Origin of the sequence: Bacteroides sp. GD17, assembly GCF_038448625.1 — a bacterium.
Lineage (GTDB): Bacteria > Bacteroidota > Bacteroidia > Bacteroidales > Bacteroidaceae > Bacteroides.
Genome location: NZ_JBCEZS010000020.1, coordinates 1 through 14,469, shown reverse-complemented (window position 1 = coordinate 14,469; position 14,469 = coordinate 1). Strand labels below are relative to the sequence as shown.

At 42.5% G+C, this 14,469-nt stretch carries 18 protein-coding genes; 9 read left to right on the top strand and 9 right to left on the bottom strand.

Annotated features, from left to right (window positions below; genetic code table 11):
* The first annotated feature begins 1 nt into the window (after nucleotide 1).
* The 5 genes from AAE250_RS21745 to AAE250_RS21725 all read left to right on the top strand — a co-directional run bounded on the left by AAE250_RS21745 (nucleotide 2) and on the right by AAE250_RS21725 (nucleotide 5,462).
* Nucleotides 2-1,948 (top strand): type IV secretory system conjugative DNA transfer family protein, encoded by a 1,947-nt coding sequence (locus AAE250_RS21745; RefSeq protein ID WP_008771430.1) that lies wholly within the window; start codon nucleotides 2-4, stop codon nucleotides 1,946-1,948.
* Nucleotides 1,949-1,970: 22 nt separating this feature from the next.
* The gene (locus AAE250_RS21740; RefSeq protein WP_118470925.1) at nucleotides 1,971-2,390 is read left to right on the top strand and encodes a hypothetical protein; all 420 of its coding nucleotides are present in this window, start codon (nucleotides 1,971-1,973) and stop codon (nucleotides 2,388-2,390) included.
* Between the two features lie 107 nt (nucleotides 2,391-2,497).
* Nucleotides 2,498-3,886: an ATP-binding protein gene (locus AAE250_RS21735; RefSeq protein ID WP_008771432.1), complete on the top strand. Its 1,389-nt coding sequence runs from the start codon at nucleotides 2,498-2,500 to the stop codon at nucleotides 3,884-3,886.
* 11 nt (nucleotides 3,887-3,897) lie between these two features.
* A complete protein-coding gene (locus tag AAE250_RS21730; protein ID WP_008771433.1) occupies nucleotides 3,898-4,923 on the top strand; it encodes a toprim domain-containing protein in 1,026 nt (341 codons plus the stop codon).
* 53 nt (nucleotides 4,924-4,976) lie between these two features.
* Nucleotides 4,977-5,462, top strand: a complete 486-nt coding sequence (locus AAE250_RS21725) for a hypothetical protein (protein ID WP_118470926.1) — start codon at nucleotides 4,977-4,979, stop codon at nucleotides 5,460-5,462.
* A 99-nt stretch (nucleotides 5,463-5,561) separates the two neighbouring features.
* On the opposite strand, the gene AAE250_RS21720 is transcribed toward AAE250_RS21725, so the two are convergent.
* Both AAE250_RS21720 and AAE250_RS21715 read right to left on the bottom strand, forming a co-directional pair.
* Nucleotides 5,562-6,539, bottom strand: coding sequence for a PcfJ domain-containing protein (locus tag AAE250_RS21720; protein WP_259340452.1), 978 nt, complete (start codon nucleotides 6,537-6,539; stop codon nucleotides 5,562-5,564).
* 271 nt (nucleotides 6,540-6,810) lie between these two features.
* Nucleotides 6,811-7,221 (bottom strand): PcfK-like family protein, encoded by a 411-nt coding sequence (locus AAE250_RS21715; RefSeq protein ID WP_005868911.1) that lies wholly within the window; start codon nucleotides 7,219-7,221, stop codon nucleotides 6,811-6,813.
* A gap of 690 nt (nucleotides 7,222-7,911) precedes the next feature.
* Between AAE250_RS21715 and AAE250_RS21710 the strand changes: the two genes are divergently transcribed.
* The gene (locus AAE250_RS21710) at nucleotides 7,912-8,121 is read left to right on the top strand and encodes a hypothetical protein (protein ID WP_342289437.1); all 210 of its coding nucleotides are present in this window, start codon (nucleotides 7,912-7,914) and stop codon (nucleotides 8,119-8,121) included.
* 143 nt (nucleotides 8,122-8,264) lie between these two features.
* On the opposite strand, the gene AAE250_RS21705 is transcribed toward AAE250_RS21710, so the two are convergent.
* The gene (locus AAE250_RS21705) at nucleotides 8,265-8,663 is read right to left on the bottom strand and encodes a single-stranded DNA-binding protein (RefSeq protein WP_005868746.1); all 399 of its coding nucleotides are present in this window, start codon (nucleotides 8,661-8,663) and stop codon (nucleotides 8,265-8,267) included.
* Nucleotides 8,664-8,978: 315 nt separating this feature from the next.
* Between AAE250_RS21705 and AAE250_RS21700 the strand changes: the two genes are divergently transcribed.
* Both AAE250_RS21700 and AAE250_RS21695 read left to right on the top strand, forming a co-directional pair.
* A complete protein-coding gene (locus tag AAE250_RS21700) occupies nucleotides 8,979-9,131 on the top strand; it encodes a hypothetical protein (RefSeq protein ID WP_229106191.1) in 153 nt (50 codons plus the stop codon).
* Complete coding sequence (locus tag AAE250_RS21695; protein WP_229035966.1) at nucleotides 9,128-9,394, top strand: hypothetical protein; 267 nt, start codon at nucleotides 9,128-9,130, stop codon at nucleotides 9,392-9,394. The genes AAE250_RS21700 and AAE250_RS21695 overlap by 4 nt, the downstream gene beginning before the upstream one ends.
* Before the next feature lie 306 nt (nucleotides 9,395-9,700).
* Here the strand turns inward: AAE250_RS21695 and AAE250_RS21690 are convergent, their stop codons facing one another.
* Both AAE250_RS21690 and AAE250_RS21685 read right to left on the bottom strand, forming a co-directional pair.
* Nucleotides 9,701-10,315, bottom strand: coding sequence for an SLOG family protein (locus AAE250_RS21690; RefSeq protein ID WP_008771441.1), 615 nt, complete (start codon nucleotides 10,313-10,315; stop codon nucleotides 9,701-9,703).
* Between the two features lies 1 nt (nucleotide 10,316).
* Entirely contained in the window at nucleotides 10,317-10,835 is a 519-nt protein-coding gene (locus AAE250_RS21685; RefSeq protein WP_008777454.1) for a phosphoribosyltransferase, read from the bottom strand.
* 445 nt (nucleotides 10,836-11,280) lie between these two features.
* Between AAE250_RS21685 and AAE250_RS21680 the strand changes: the two genes are divergently transcribed.
* A complete protein-coding gene (locus AAE250_RS21680) occupies nucleotides 11,281-11,481 on the top strand; it encodes a hypothetical protein (RefSeq protein ID WP_342289434.1) in 201 nt (66 codons plus the stop codon).
* 565 nt (nucleotides 11,482-12,046) lie between these two features.
* On the opposite strand, the gene AAE250_RS21675 is transcribed toward AAE250_RS21680, so the two are convergent.
* The 4 genes from AAE250_RS21675 to AAE250_RS21660 are packed head-to-tail and all read right to left on the bottom strand — an operon-like array spanning nucleotide 12,047 to nucleotide 13,940.
* Nucleotides 12,047-12,370, bottom strand: coding sequence for a hypothetical protein (locus AAE250_RS21675; protein ID WP_008771445.1), 324 nt, complete (start codon nucleotides 12,368-12,370; stop codon nucleotides 12,047-12,049).
* Nucleotides 12,371-12,399: 29 nt separating this feature from the next.
* Nucleotides 12,400-13,107, bottom strand: coding sequence for an N-6 DNA methylase (locus AAE250_RS21670; protein ID WP_229106192.1), 708 nt, complete (start codon nucleotides 13,105-13,107; stop codon nucleotides 12,400-12,402).
* 33 nt (nucleotides 13,108-13,140) lie between these two features.
* The gene (locus tag AAE250_RS21665; protein ID WP_008771447.1) at nucleotides 13,141-13,404 is read right to left on the bottom strand and encodes a hypothetical protein; all 264 of its coding nucleotides are present in this window, start codon (nucleotides 13,402-13,404) and stop codon (nucleotides 13,141-13,143) included.
* Between the two features lie 56 nt (nucleotides 13,405-13,460).
* Nucleotides 13,461-13,940 carry an LPD28 domain-containing protein gene (locus AAE250_RS21660; protein WP_008771448.1) on the bottom strand — a complete coding sequence of 160 codons (480 nt, stop codon included), beginning with the start codon at nucleotides 13,938-13,940 and terminating at the stop codon, nucleotides 13,461-13,463.
* Between the last annotated feature and the right edge of the window lie 529 nt (nucleotides 13,941-14,469).

The window sequence follows — 14,469 nt, the reverse complement described above, 5'->3', positions numbered from 1 at the left end:
CATGGAAAGAGAAAAGAAAGACCTGTCATTCATCCTGATCCTGCTATCCACGCTCATCGGGACAGCCGTACTGTTTCAGTGGGCTATCGTTACGGGATTATACGCTCCACTACGTAATCCGGCCATGTGGGAAAGGCTGATGGAAAAGGATGCCCTATTCCGGTTTCTCTACGTCATCCTGATCGGCGGTCTTGCTTTTCTCTTCCCGGTAGGCAAGGTGAAAGACGAAAACAAGAAATGGGTTTACACCAGTATGACATTGGTTTCGGCATCCATGCTGGTTATCGGATTCAGCCGGTTATCAGCGTGGTATAACCTATTTGTGTTTCCTACTGTGTTTGTGGCGTACACGCTGCTTGTCATCAAGACTCTGCCTTATTTCATCCGGCGCCATGCCCAATCCGATGACAGCATTTTCGGGTTAAGCCGGGAAGAATCAGCTTTCTACTTCCGCTTTGAGACCACCTCCGGGCCGTTGGTCATCCATAAGCCGCAGCAGAATGTCTATATTGACGGCGGTCCGGGAAGCGGTAAATCGGAAAGCTGGATCAAGGGAATCATCTACCAGTGCGCCGAGCGCAACTATGCCGGATTCGTGTACGACTGGGAGGGTGATCCCACCAAGGACAAGTCACCCATCCTCTCACGTATCGCCTACGGAAGCATTGAATACTTCCGGGCTAAAGGAGTGGAGACACCCCGTTTCGCCTATATCAATTTCGTGGATATGTCACGCACGGTCAGGGTAAACGTACTCTCTCCGAAATATATGTCAAAGGGCAACGAATCGCTATTCATCCGTAACATCATCATCACGCTGATGAAAAATCTGGAAGCCAGTTGGAAAGAAAAAACAGACTTTTGGGCCAACAATGCCATTAACTACGTCTATTCAATCGCCTACAAATGTTTCAAGGAGAGGGAGCTTGGCATCTGTACGTTGCCCCATGTGATAGCCCTTGCCCTTTCGGACAGCAACCTGGTATTCCATTGGCTGTCGGAAGATCCTGAAATCGCATTGAACATGTCCTCGATGCTGACTGCCTGGAAGTTGGGCGCACAACAGCAGACAGCCGGAGCCGTATCATCCGCACAGACTCCGCTGGTACTCCTGAACAACAAATACATCTTCTGGGTGTTGTCACCACTTCCCGAAGAAGAGTTCTCTTTGGATATAACCAACAAGGAACACCCAACGCTGTTATGCGTAGGCAATGCGCCCACCATCAAGGAGGCCGTATCTCCCGCCATTTCCTGCATCGGCAGCGTACTGATGTCGCAGATGAACAATCCCGGCAAAGCAACCAGCGTATTCATGGTAGATGAATTTCCGACCATCCTGTTACAAGGCATCGACACCTTCATCGGTACCGCCCGAAAACACAATGTCGCCACCATCCTTGCCGTCCAGGACTTCAACCAAGCGGTCAGGGACTATGGAGAGAAGAGTGCCAACATCCTGAAAGCCTCTTGCGGAACACAAGCCTACGGCATGACCGGAAACGAGAAGACGGCCAAGGACATTGAGAACCTGCTTGGCGAGAAAAAAGAGGCACAGGAATCCTATTCCCACCAGACAAGTGGAAGCGGCAGCGTAACGGAAAGCCTGCAAAAAGAAAAGGTCTTAAAGGCAAGGGACATTGCCGGGCAAGCAGCCGGGCACTTCATCGGCAAGATTGCCGGAGGCAAGCCGCCATTCTTCAACGTGCAGATGGATATGTGCCGTTTTGAAGAGAAGGAGATACCCCGTTTCTCCTTGCCGGTCAGACTAGGCAACGGCAAAGAAGAGATGGAACTGGAAATCCTGGAAGAGATTATCCAGCAGAACTACATTAAAATCATTGAAGATGTCAACGCTATCCTTAAAAAGATAGAGGACAAATTAAAAGAAAAGTCAGCAGTTCCGGCAGCCGGGACACATAAGACAGAACAAAAAATCATCCGATAACATTCAACAAAAGAATCCTACCATGAGAAAAATCCATTCATTATTAGTGGCAGCCTGCTTATTGGCGGCTTCATGCAACAGAGAGGAAATCCAACCGGAAACAGACAAAGCCGGTATGTATCACATCACCGTAGCCGTAACCGGCACCTCACCCAAAGGCAGTGTACATATATATAATCTTGACGGCGTGAAATTCAGGAACGAACGCACCGGCACCTCCGCATTTTCCGTAGATGAGACCTTCACCGATAAAGTGGAATACAGTACGGAAAAGCCGGTCAGCCAAATTACCGTGCAAGGCATCCTCTATTCAAAAGAGAACGCAACCATCACCCTGCAAATAAAGAAAGACGGTGAAAGCGTGTTCAACCAGAGTAAACAGTTAGAGGCCGTTCCCGGTATAGGCACTACTGTTGATTTGGTTTACAGTACCATAAAATAAAAAGCAACCATATTCAAAAATCAGGTATTTTCTCTTTTACACTTGAACGGATTTTATTATCTTTGTGAAAGATAATCTTTCTCACTTATAATATAAAACTAACACAGATGAAGTTCAACCAATTTATAGACAGACAGGATTCTTTGAAGAGATTGCGCAATGCTCTTTTAAGAACAACACCCCAGTTTCTTGTCATATACGGCAGAAGACGTATCGGTAAATCCACGCTCATTAAAGAGATCATGCAAGACAAGGATGTATATTTTCTGAGTGACCAAACGAATGAGGCCAACCAACGAGCCTTGTTTGCCAAAGCTATCGCCTACAGCATACCTCGATTTGATAAGGTCGTTTATCCTGATTGGGAAACACTACTATTGGAACTAAACGACAGGCTATCTGAACGTATAACCGTTTGTCTGGACGAATTTCCTTATATGGTTAAAAGTTGTGCTTCATTACCTTCTGTTATCCAGAAGTTGCTTAATGGAAAGACGCTCAAATATGACCTGATTATTTGCGGATCATCGCAACAACTCATGCAAGGATATGTATTGGACAAAAGAGAGCCTCTATACGGATTGGCAGATGAAATTATCAAACTGCCTCCAATTCCTGTGTCCTACATCGGCCAAGCTTTAAATGTAAACACAATTGCCGCAGTAGAAGAATATTCCATCTGGGGTGGCATTCCTCGTTACTGGGAGTTACGTGCAGATTATCCAGATATGGACACTGCCATACGGGAATTGGCTTTAGATACCAAAGGCATATTGGCCGAAGAACCGCAACGACTTCTTCGGGACGATTTACGAGATACAATACAAACCTCCACCATCCTTTCCATCATCGGAAATGGGGTCAACCGCATAACTGAAATTGCATCAAGAGCGGGAAAAGAAGCAACTCAGATATCCGAGCCTCTGAGTAAACTACGAGAATTAGGTTATATAAGACGTGAGATACCTTTCGGCGAAAGTGAGAAAAAGAGTAAAAAAGGTATCTATCGCATCAATGACAATATGTTACAGTTCTATTATCGTTTCATCGCTCCACACCGTTCTATCTTGGAATTAAGGCGTATCGATACCGTCATGCACCTCATTAACGCACAATTTACCCAACATGTAGGTGACTGTTGGGAGCATCTTTGCCGACAATATATAAGTGGCAACGAGATTGACGGTATTGTCTATAATATCGCCTCCAGATGGTGGGGAAAAATATTTCCTGAAGGCAACAAAGAGGGGACAATGATAGAATTGGATGTTGTTGCAGAATCATTCGACAAGAAACATATACTCATTGGAGAATGTAAATGGACGAACAAAGAAGATGCTCAACGATTAGCCCGGACTCTATCAGAAAAAGCTGCCCATCTTCCGTTTATCAAAGACGGTCAAGAAGTACATCTCGTCCTTTTTCTAAAGCAAGAACCAGAACATCAGGAATCAATCCGGTACTTTCTTCCAGAAGATATTATAGAAACCATCTAACCATCAATCGTATGAAAGTCGATTTCAATCAGATAAAAACAACCATTTCTCTGCCCGATTTCCTGCTGGAGCTGGGATGGAAAATCGTGGAAGGCTCTTCCAACTCCTGTCCCAAAATGAGCAACGGAACGCATACCATCGTCATCAAGCGGAACTCGCAGAACCAATATACTTATTGGGACGTGCATAGCGACAGCGTGCGTGGCCGCAGTATCATGGATCTGATGCAGGAACATCTATTTGAAACAACCGGAAAAATGCCGACCTTGCGCGAGGTGGGGGAGATCCTTCAGAACTACATCAACACCAACCGCATCACGACACCCGAAAAAAGCCGATATGAAGTAGGTAACACAAGCATGAGAGCGGACGAACTTCAATTCTACTTGAGCCAGCTACAACCCTACAAGGGCAATTATCTCCAAAAAAGAGGTATCCTGAAAGAAAGCATTGAAAGCCGGTTCTTCAAAGACACTTTATTTATTCGTGAGGTAAAGAACAAAGGGAGTGTTTACCGCAACGTGTGCATCAAGATGTACAATGAAAACGGTGTGCAAGCCATTTCTCAACGAAATGAAACATTCAAAGGGATTATCGGTGGCAAGTTCGACTGTCTGGCAACCAGCAACCATGACAAAAGCCGCCCGATAGACATCCTCTACATCGGGGAGTCATTTATAGACTGTATCTCCCACTATCAATTACGCCATTCCGGGAGCGACCTCAATCTTGTATATGTATCTACGGAAGGGACATTCACGGAAGGACAAATGAGGCTATTACGCCTGATTCTTGACAAGAACCAGGTAAAGGAGCTCCGGAGCATCTTTGACAACGACAAACAAGGGCACAAGTACACCCTATGGCTGCATCGTTACTTTCATGGCGATACGACTGATGTCGAGAGCCTGAGTAACGATGAACTCCGCAACAAGGTACGGGAACTGAAGAACGTCGAACTTTCGGAAAACAAGGATTGGAACGATGATCTGAAAATCTCGTGTGGCATCTGTTCCTCCACGGAGGACGGCCAGTAACCTCATAGATTTGCTCCATCACATAATACGACAACCTATAAAATCAGATCAATATGAATATCAAGCATTTATTTTTTTGTATGCTGCTCATTACCTTTTCCTCATGCAGCAAACCCGGCTATGAGAAGGCCATTGCGGAATGGGTTCAGACAGATTCTCACGGCATCTGGACGGATTTAAAGTTCGAACTACTGGAAGTGTTGGAAACAGAAGACGTCACCGTATCGGACAGCCTGCGCTACCTGAACAACAAAAGCGCACAATTATCCGCTGTCATACAGAAAGCGGAAAGCCCCCGTGCCTTATTCAAACCGTCCTTTTCCGCCTATATGGAAGCCGAAAAAAGCCTGAAAGCAACGGATGCCATGAAAGCCATGTACCTGCACCGTGACAGTACGGAAGTTATCGGCAAGATATTAAAATGCAGGTATGCCATCGTCCAGCCACACTCAGGGGTGCAGCAGAAAAAGACGGCTTCTTTCCTATTGTCTCCCGACATGGAAAAATGTATCGGCAAACTAAAGCCGGCAAGCAAATAATCCGAGCGTAACGATGTGTAGCGACAACGTTTTTTGGGGTTCTTTTTTGGGCGTATTCCAAAAAAGAACTCCCACACATTTAGATGTGTGGGCTATTCATTACACTACCATCCTTTCCCTTATCAATGGTATATTATCCCGTACCAAATTCAGAATCCGGTCATGATAGGCTGATAATTGGTTAGACTTTCCACGACACTGGCACACCTCCATCCTGCTAAGTGAAAACTCCACCGTTTCCATGCGCCTTCCATCCACCGTTGCCGACATTATCAACGAATCTTCTCTCTTATAATAGGCGTTGCTGAATACACAATGATGCAACAACTTTCCCTCTTTGTAAAAGTCCGAAAGGCTTTCCAATACCCGAACCATAATATTTCCATCCGCAAACGAAAGATTAAAGAAACGTGATTTGGCAGCAATATAGTCTTTTTCATCCTTTTCAGAATATTTCTTCTTACATTTCCCCATCACCCAATCATGCGCTTCTTCTACATTCAACGGACACAAATAATGAGGATTTCTCGCATCCAATTTATTTTCTATCAGCATATCCACATAGTCCAGCCACAAGTCCGCATCATGTATCACATAGTCATGTCTTAAACAGATTTTTACATACGTCCAATACTTATCCATACCGTATTTTCTCTCTAAAAATCTCAAGAACAAATTCATTTGCCCTGCCTTATATAATATCTCCATCCGATTATCAGTTAATAATGTCATAAAGAAGGAACTCGGACAAATATCATAAAAGACACCCTTAAATCCATTCCTCGTAAGTTCGGGTATCACTTTCATTCTCGGATAGATAACTGCCGGACAAATATCATAAATACGGTCATGATGCACATTCCGCTTACGCAATTCCAAAGAACTTCCATATATCCATGCATCGTAATAAAATATAGACATGCCCCGCAGCAAAGACAGCGTTTCTGTCTTGCCCTCTTTATTCATCCAACACTGTACCGCCTCAATTATAAAGTAATTAGCCGGAGACCCTTTTTTCAGTCGGCAGTCCACCATAAAAAAACGGATAACTTGATATTGCTTGTATGTAGTAATCACACAAAAATATTCTTTATATATAGCCGTCCTTTTCCTGCTATTCTCCAATTTCAGATTCATACCGCAATGAGGACATTTACAGTTTTTCTTATCTTCCTTATCCCGCCATGTATGCCCACAATCCAAACAAAAGCAATTCCCCTTTGCATCACGCTTGAAATAATGCACAAAGCAATGTTTATAGGCATAACGCTTTTGGGCCTCTGAAACGGGAGCTAACTTCCTGCTCCCATTCACGATTTCCATTTGTAATTTTGTCTTGGGTTTCATATCAAAAAAGAGTTAACTGGGTTTGTACTTCGGTGTTGTTCTCACGTTTGGCTTGTTGACGCTTCTTCAACTTTGCCAATTCTTCCTCCTGCAATTTTTTGATAGCAGCCTCACGAGCCGCTTTCTTTTCTTCCTCTGACAATTCAACATGATGATTTACGACTACATTACATTTCAATGGGCTACCCACCTCAATATTATCTTCCTGATAATAGTGCAACGCCATACCAAAAATTTCATCATCACTAAAACCACAGCAACCGCTTTTCTTCACTTGGTTTAAAATATAGGTAATGCAATTATCTATATTCTTTGTAGGTTTTTGATAGACTGGAGCAAACAGACTATCCACCGCTGCCATATTATCAAGGTATGCCTTGATGGTACTTTTAAATTGTTCTGACACTTTCATAGTATATCATTTTTAGATTTCATTTCACAATAAGCCAATTTCACGAGAAACAAGGAGAATAGGCAAATAAGAGCCAACAACGTAACCGACACAACCTTTATCGGACTTAGCGTTATTACCGCTCCGACAAACATAGCCACTGCACAAAGAGCGATGATGACCGAAAAAACAAATTGAATGATTTGCATATACTTCTGTTAATTAGTTTGTTAAACTTCTAATTTTATGCTTCAGCTAGATTTAAAGACCTTTTTTTAAAACCCCTTTCTGGGATGGCCTTTTCTTTCTGCCGACTTTTTTTTGAGCTTTCATGCCCCATCTGAGTTTATGAGCCTTTTTTTACGGCACGCATCAATAAGGAAGGAGGGATTTAGAAAAGTTTCGGACGACAAAAAATGTTGGGGACAGCGAAGCCGTCCGGCGTTATTTTTTTCGGTACAAAGGGCGAAGACCGGAACTCTTTCGTATCCATCCACCGAAATAAATTTGCCGTTCAAAAACAAAGGGTCTCAGATGGAGCTATGAAAAACGCACATTAAGGGAGGCAGAAAACAAGGAAAAGGGCAGTACGGAAAGTAAAACAAACCATACGGTTTTGCTTGCAAAACCGTATTCCTATCTCCCTGCCACAAGTGGCAGGGGGGAACGGGTTAGCAACGGACTGCCGGGACAAACGGTAAAAGGAAGGGACTGCAATACGANCTTGCAAAACCGTATTCCTATCTCCCTGCCACAAGTGGCAGGGGGGAACGGGTTAGCAACGGACTGCCGGGACAAACGGTAAAAGGAAGGGACTGCAATACGAAAGAAGGAGGTTGTTTCGGCAATGCCGAAGCTCCGGATGATGACCATTGCAATCCCGCCCACGTTTGGAACTTCTCTTTTCTGGTTTACCCATAATCAGCCGCATAGCGGATGACTACGGGTAAACCAGAAAAGAGAACAGTCATTCAAATAAAGGGGAGGGTGGGAAAGAATACTGCGTGAACGCAAAAACGCTCTCGGATATATAGCAAAAAAAAAGCGGCACAAGGCCGCTTCAATTATTTGCTTGCTTTTTTCTTTTTAGAGACAGCCTTCTGTTTAGGCTGATCCGGTTTTTCTTCTTCTTTTTCCGGAGCCGGATAAAACTTGGTGGCTACCATCACAATGCGGTTACGCTTCTCTCCACTTTTAGAATCCGTCCATTCTTCCGGCTTAAAGTAGCCTTCAACGGTTATCAGCTCACCTTTTTTCAATACATCGAAGGAATCCAGTGCTTCATTCTTTCTCCAGGCTTCAATCCCCATGAAAGCGGAAACATAAGAGGTTTCTTCACCTGTCTTGTCTGCACGGCTGACCGCGATAGAAAAGCGTGCTACGCTTGCTGTTTCAAAACTACGGATTTCTGCATCCTTACCGATAAAACCTGTTACTGCGAATGAATTTTCAATCTTTTTCATATCTCTGATTTTTTAGAAGTTAATTAATCAATTTTACAGTGCAATAACTGATTGTTGGCTTTGGGGGACACCATGAAAAAAGATATAAATACGCTTTTTATGCTAGCCGGAAAAAGGAAGATTTGTAACTTTTTTATTGGTGAAGATGGCAGCAAATAATTCGGGTTAAATACGCTTTTTGTGCAGGGCAAAAAAAGGAAGATTTCAGCCGAATAACAACGTGGTGTTTGTGAATCGCCCCCTTATCCCCGTAACCGGGGTTAGCAACAATCTATATTTGCAACGGAAAATGATTTGACTTCACTAAAAAATGATATGAAAAAGACAAAACTTGAAAATCAGCAACAGGTTTGGAAAGGATGCAAAAAAACAACCGGTCAGACAGAAAGCATGGCACATTCCGAAAATATGGTCTGCCGCCTATCGACACACCGGAAGAAACCTCTGCAATTCCTTTTAAAAAAATGAAGCCGAAGAATGAAGCATACAATATTCCACGTATCGGAAGAAGTGGCTCCTCGATAAAACAAAAACCTACTACGGAAGAACAGACTTACGGATTCTGTGGGGAGAACATAACCATACAGGCACACAGCCACTACAACTGTTTCCGGAAAAAGAAGATTATACTACCGGAAAAACAGAAAGGCATCCACTCGGAGAAAAGCAAACGATTGAAGCGGACTGCCAATCTGGTGGCGAAATATCCGACTACCTATCTACAGCCCTAAAAGGCTGGGGCATATGGGTAAGCAACAGACTGCCGGGCAAATAAAAGGAGAGTGGCATAGCCGCCGGAAAGAAGTTGTTTCGGCGTGGCCGAAACTCCGAAAGCAGACCGGATATGCCTCTCTCCTTTGCCTTCCCCATTTCTGGATTTCACACAATCACATTAAGTAAAATTCATCTATCACTGCTTTTCATATTTATTGTGTCTCTCTCTTTTGCACCGGAAATATTAGCACTTACAGCAACCAGACGGTATGACATCGCCACGTTTGATCATACCGCTGGAGAACAGTGATATACAATCTGAATCAAAACAGATTGTGTATCACCAATTTCTTTTTTTGTGCCTTGTTAAACGTATAAGAAGTTCCTCCGGCAGATTTTCCATCCCAATAAGCAATCAGCCTACAGGCGTGTGAAATCATGTAATCATTACGGTGGGCATAGCATTGAGCATAATAATATTCGGATAGAACTACCACCTTGTCGGCTTGGCGCAAAATATCAGCATACCTCTGTTTGTCCTCTTTGTTGAAATACACATCTTGCCCGACATAAGGAACAACCGCCACCAAAACCATATCGGGATATTGTTTCCTTTGTTCAAGTATGGTATGAGCAGCCATCATGTCAAATCCAACCGCACAACCAATATAGAAAAAACGGATTCCATTCTCATAGCAGAAACGTACCTCTTCATTCAACGATACGGACAAAGCATATTTATTTGTTCGTATCGTTCTATGACCGGTAAAAGCAACGGACATCATTTTCATCCATTTATCACGTGCCTTTCTACATATATCCAACGAACCTGCCGAAGTTTCATACACCATTCCATTCACCTCATAACGATAAGTGAACCAAGTAGTATCTCCAAAGATACCCTTCTGCTTCTCTATATAACTCTCTTTTTCTTTCATCTTATAACATACGGACAACTGTTTTACCTAAAAAGAAACCTCCCAAAACCTCACCTCCTATTTTTTCCAACTGACATGCGAAACGAGCATACGAAAACCCTTTCGTTAAAATATCGTCAAATACCAAGATTTTCTTACCCCGAAAAAAGTCCTTGTCAAATTCTATCACTTGTACTTTTTGAAGCGACTTGCTATCAAATTTCTCATGAATAGCCAAACGATCTCCACTGACACGTATATGTTCATACGCATTGATAGCACCTGAAAACTTACACACAGCCGAAGCAAACCCCTTATAACGAAGTTCATTCTTATCAGCGGAAGAAGCCGGGACACAAGCAAAAACAATATTCTTAACATCATCACCAAAAACTTGATGTAACTTATTCGCTATCATCCAAGCTACATTCAAATAAGATTTTCCATCCTTAAAACTCCATATCATCTTACGAATTTGCCATTCTCTTTCCGTTGCCTGCCGATATTGCATAGGAAGATATTCAAAAAAAGAAAACATCATCTTATGTCATTGTCTGTCTAAACTAGGATATTTACTCTGATGTGCCATAGTCTTTTATCTATTAAAATTAAACTTATGCTTCAGCTAGATTTAAAGACCTTTTTTTAAAACCCCTTTCCGGGATGGCCTTTTCTTTCTGCCGACTTTTTTTTTGAGCTTTCATGCCCCATCTGAGTTTATGAGCCTTTTTTTACGGCACACAACAAGAAGGAAGGAGGGATTGAGAAAAGTTTTGGACGACAAAAAATGTTGGGGACAGCGAAGCCGTCCGGCGTTATTTTTTCAGGACAAAGGGCGAAGACCAGAACTCTTTCGTATCCATCCACCGACATAAATTTGCCGTTCAAAAACAAAGGGTCCCAGATGGAGCTATGAAAAACGCACATTAGGGGAGGCAGAAAACAAGGAAAAGGGCAGTACGGAAAGTAAAACAAACCATACGGTTTTGCCTGCAAAACCGTATTCCTATCTCCCTGCCACCTGTGACAGGGGGGAACGGGTTAGCAACGGACTGCCGGGACAAACGGTAAAAGGAAGGGACTGCAATACGGAAGAAGGAGGTTGTTTCGGCACTGCCGAAGCTCCGGATGATGACCATTGCAATCCCGCCCACGTTTGGAACTTCTCTTTTCTGGTTTACCCATAATCAGCCGCATAGCGGATGACTACGGGCAAGCCGGGAATGAGGACAGCCATTCCGATGAAGGGGAGGGTGGGAAAAAATCTGCGTGAACGCAAATTAATGGGATTACCAGTAACTCCAAGCGTTTTTTGCTACTTTTTTTGGGGCGCTTGCCAAAAAGTAGCGGACAGCGAAATGCTCTCCCTTCCCTAATCCAAAAGAAGGGAGAATGTATTTCATTGAAGGTATATAGGTTCCGTTCCCTGATTATAACAATACATAGTGTTATTTCTGAAACCATCAAAGCATATATGAAAATCATCGAAATCCTGTTCCGTGGCCAAACGAACCTTATCACTCAACAAAACCATGCATTGTTTATTGACAGATGTGGCCAAAGAGGTAGTACGTCCCGGCTTTATCTCCAATGCCACCACATAAGAAGTCCTTCGTGGATAGATATACCCTATAATTTCCTCATTGAGTACAACCAAACGAATAACATCTTCATTCAAAACGGGAATATTATTAATTTTGCCCATCATTGTTATAATATAAATCAGTTTATAATCATTAAAATACAATATCATCACAAATGATACCTATAATTTTTATAGGTAAACTTTTCCACCGAGACCACCTCATAAAGATAGTCTTCATGGCAAGAAGCCATTATACAGTTCTCACATTCAAGAATAGGATTTATAACTACACGGAATTTAATAGTGCCGTCCACCAGAACAAACTCCACCCGATTAAAGAACCCTTGTAGAGAATGCCCTTCCTTATCTATCAGACGCACTACTTCACCTGTAAAAACAGCCAATTCCTTAGCCTGCCGTTTCGCTTTACGCAAACAACTGTTCGCCGCTTTGACGTTCTCATTCACCTCTTTTGTTCTTATTGCTTTCATACCAAAATCCTTTTTACATATTTATCTTGTCAAAAATCAAAAGTCAGCTGCGTAGCCCTTGCGTTGCTCTGAATCGACCTCTTCAATTCAGAATTATCCTCCATTGCATTTTCAAGTTTCCTAACAAAAGAAGTATCACCTGCTTCCGTTATCTTTAAAATAGGTAACCATACTCCGGCTATCAACTGTAAATCTATATGATAACTTCTCCAATGCTGCATTGTCAATGTATTCATCCATGCGACTTCACCGGGTACGCTATTCATCATCAGATTGACAACAGTCATCTTTACACAAATCAAATCTATGTCCGAGCCATAACAAAAAAGCCTTCCTCCATCATTCTCTTCCGCACATTTTTTTACAGCGGAAAGTAGCATCCTGCCGGAACCACAGCACGAATCACAGACCGACTGTTTAGGTTTCAGCCTATTTTCCCCCATACATGCCATCAAATCAGCAACGTGTATCGGGGTAAAGAACTGTCCGTTATTCCCATGACTGACACACTCCATGAACATATCTCCCAAGACATCGCAAAATCCTTCCGAATATTCAGACACCCTATAAAACATTTGAACAAAAAGTTCCATTTCATATGGCTTATATCTTTTTTCCACTCTACGGTAATCCTCTGCCAACATCCCGACAGACAAATAGTAAAGACAAACATCCAAAAAATCCCGAAAGGCTTCTTCATATCCCCGACTGAAAGCAAGCTTTTCATAAAGTTTCATTATCTCCTTTGGTATCATACTATTCTGATTTCATTATTCACAACATTCTATATTCCTTGTGCCATAGATTTTATCAAAAGCCGCTTTTATCTCCGAGCGATATTTACAGTCCTTCTCAAAACAAAGTTGTTTTGTCCAAAAATCGAAATCAAAACCATCGGTATTATCAATCGTTACAGAAACATAATCAGTCGTACCACTCTGACATACAACCGTATGCCGATTTACACAAAAGCGGTCATTTAAAGCTGTTTCTTTTCGGGTAATGCGTTCTACCATCTTATCTATCCATTTCATACTTATAATATTTTATGTAACTGCCCCATTCCAAGAGGCAGTTACGGTTATACTCATTAAAAATCGTTCTCGTTCAAAAACACCACATCGCCTTTCATCACCATCCAATTAATCTCACTCAGATGATAGCCACAATGCTCACTCAGAAAAATCTCAATCTCTTCAGCGGTCTGTAATCGCCTGTCTGGGCTTATCACAGCAACATTACCGGAATTACAATCCAATACAGCCAGTTTCTCATAAGCCCACTCGCCAAACTGGCAGAACTCGATAAAATTGGCATAAGTTATCCGTATGCTATTGTTCGCATCAAATTCAAGGGGTGACTTTGTTATGAACGAACCTGCATGATTCACCACCACAGAGGGGCAAATCTCTGCCAATGAAGATAAGCTGTCATCCCATCTAATCTCATAAAGGAAAAATCCTTTTGGCAATGAATTGCGGTCTATACGATAACTGGAAAAAAGACCGTCTATCGTTTCATTAATAACCAACTGTTCATAATCTCCTTCTAAATAGTGTACTCGTGACATAACTCGTTTTTTTTAGTTTGTTAAACTTTTAATTTTATGCTTCAGCTAGATTTAAAGACCTTTTTTTAAAACCCCTTTCTGGGATGGCCTTTTCTTTCTGCCGACTTTTTTTTGAGCTTTCATGCCCCATCTGAGTTTATGAGCTTTTTTTTTACGGCACGCATCAATAAGGAAGGAGGGATTTAGAAAAGTTTTGGACGACAAAAAATGTTGGGGACAGCGAAGCCGTCCGGCGTTATTTTTTTCGGTACAAAGGGCGAAGACCGGAACTCTTTCGTATCCATCCACCGAAATAAATTTGCCGTTCAAAAACAAAGGGTCTCAGATGGAGCTATGAAAAATGCACATTAGGGGAGGCAGAAAACAAGGAAAAGGGCAGTACGGAAAGTAAAACAAACCATACGGTTTTGCTTGCAAAATCGTATTCCTATCTCCCTGCCACCTGTGACAGGGGGGAACGGGTTAGCAACGGACTGCCGGGACAAACGGTAAAAGGAAGGGACTGCAATACGGAAGAAGGAGGTTGTTT

What these genes read in the sequence shown, in the direction of transcription:
- AAE250_RS21685 (WP_008777454.1), bottom strand. Translation starts at nt 10,835, where the DNA reads ATGATGTTTTCTTTTTTTGAATATCTTCCTATGCAATATCGGCAGGCA.
- AAE250_RS21670 (WP_229106192.1), bottom strand. Translation starts at nt 13,107, where the DNA reads ATGAAACTTTATGAAAAGCTTGCTTTCAGTCGGGGATATGAAGAAGCC.
- AAE250_RS21695 (WP_229035966.1), top strand. Translation starts at nt 9,128, where the DNA reads ATGAAGCCGAAGAATGAAGCATACAATATTCCACGTATCGGAAGAAGT.
- AAE250_RS21675 (WP_008771445.1), bottom strand. Translation starts at nt 12,370, where the DNA reads ATGAAAGCAATAAGAACAAAAGAGGTGAATGAGAACGTCAAAGCGGCG.
- AAE250_RS21725 (WP_118470926.1), top strand. Translation starts at nt 4,977, where the DNA reads ATGAATATCAAGCATTTATTTTTTTGTATGCTGCTCATTACCTTTTCC.
- AAE250_RS21665 (WP_008771447.1), bottom strand. Translation starts at nt 13,404, where the DNA reads ATGAAATGGATAGATAAGATGGTAGAACGCATTACCCGAAAAGAAACA.
- AAE250_RS21715 (WP_005868911.1), bottom strand. Translation starts at nt 7,221, where the DNA reads ATGAAAGTGTCAGAACAATTTAAAAGTACCATCAAGGCATACCTTGAT.
- AAE250_RS21730 (WP_008771433.1), top strand. Translation starts at nt 3,898, where the DNA reads ATGAAAGTCGATTTCAATCAGATAAAAACAACCATTTCTCTGCCCGAT.
- AAE250_RS21745 (WP_008771430.1), top strand. Translation starts at nt 2, where the DNA reads ATGGAAAGAGAAAAGAAAGACCTGTCATTCATCCTGATCCTGCTATCC.
- AAE250_RS21740 (WP_118470925.1), top strand. Translation starts at nt 1,971, where the DNA reads ATGAGAAAAATCCATTCATTATTAGTGGCAGCCTGCTTATTGGCGGCT.
- AAE250_RS21735 (WP_008771432.1), top strand. Translation starts at nt 2,498, where the DNA reads ATGAAGTTCAACCAATTTATAGACAGACAGGATTCTTTGAAGAGATTG.
- AAE250_RS21690 (WP_008771441.1), bottom strand. Translation starts at nt 10,315, where the DNA reads ATGAAAGAAAAAGAGAGTTATATAGAGAAGCAGAAGGGTATCTTTGGA.
- AAE250_RS21705 (WP_005868746.1), bottom strand. Translation starts at nt 8,663, where the DNA reads ATGAAAAAGATTGAAAATTCATTCGCAGTAACAGGTTTTATCGGTAAG.
- AAE250_RS21660 (WP_008771448.1), bottom strand. Translation starts at nt 13,940, where the DNA reads ATGTCACGAGTACACTATTTAGAAGGAGATTATGAACAGTTGGTTATT.
- AAE250_RS21700 (WP_229106191.1), top strand. Translation starts at nt 8,979, where the DNA reads ATGAAAAAGACAAAACTTGAAAATCAGCAACAGGTTTGGAAAGGATGC.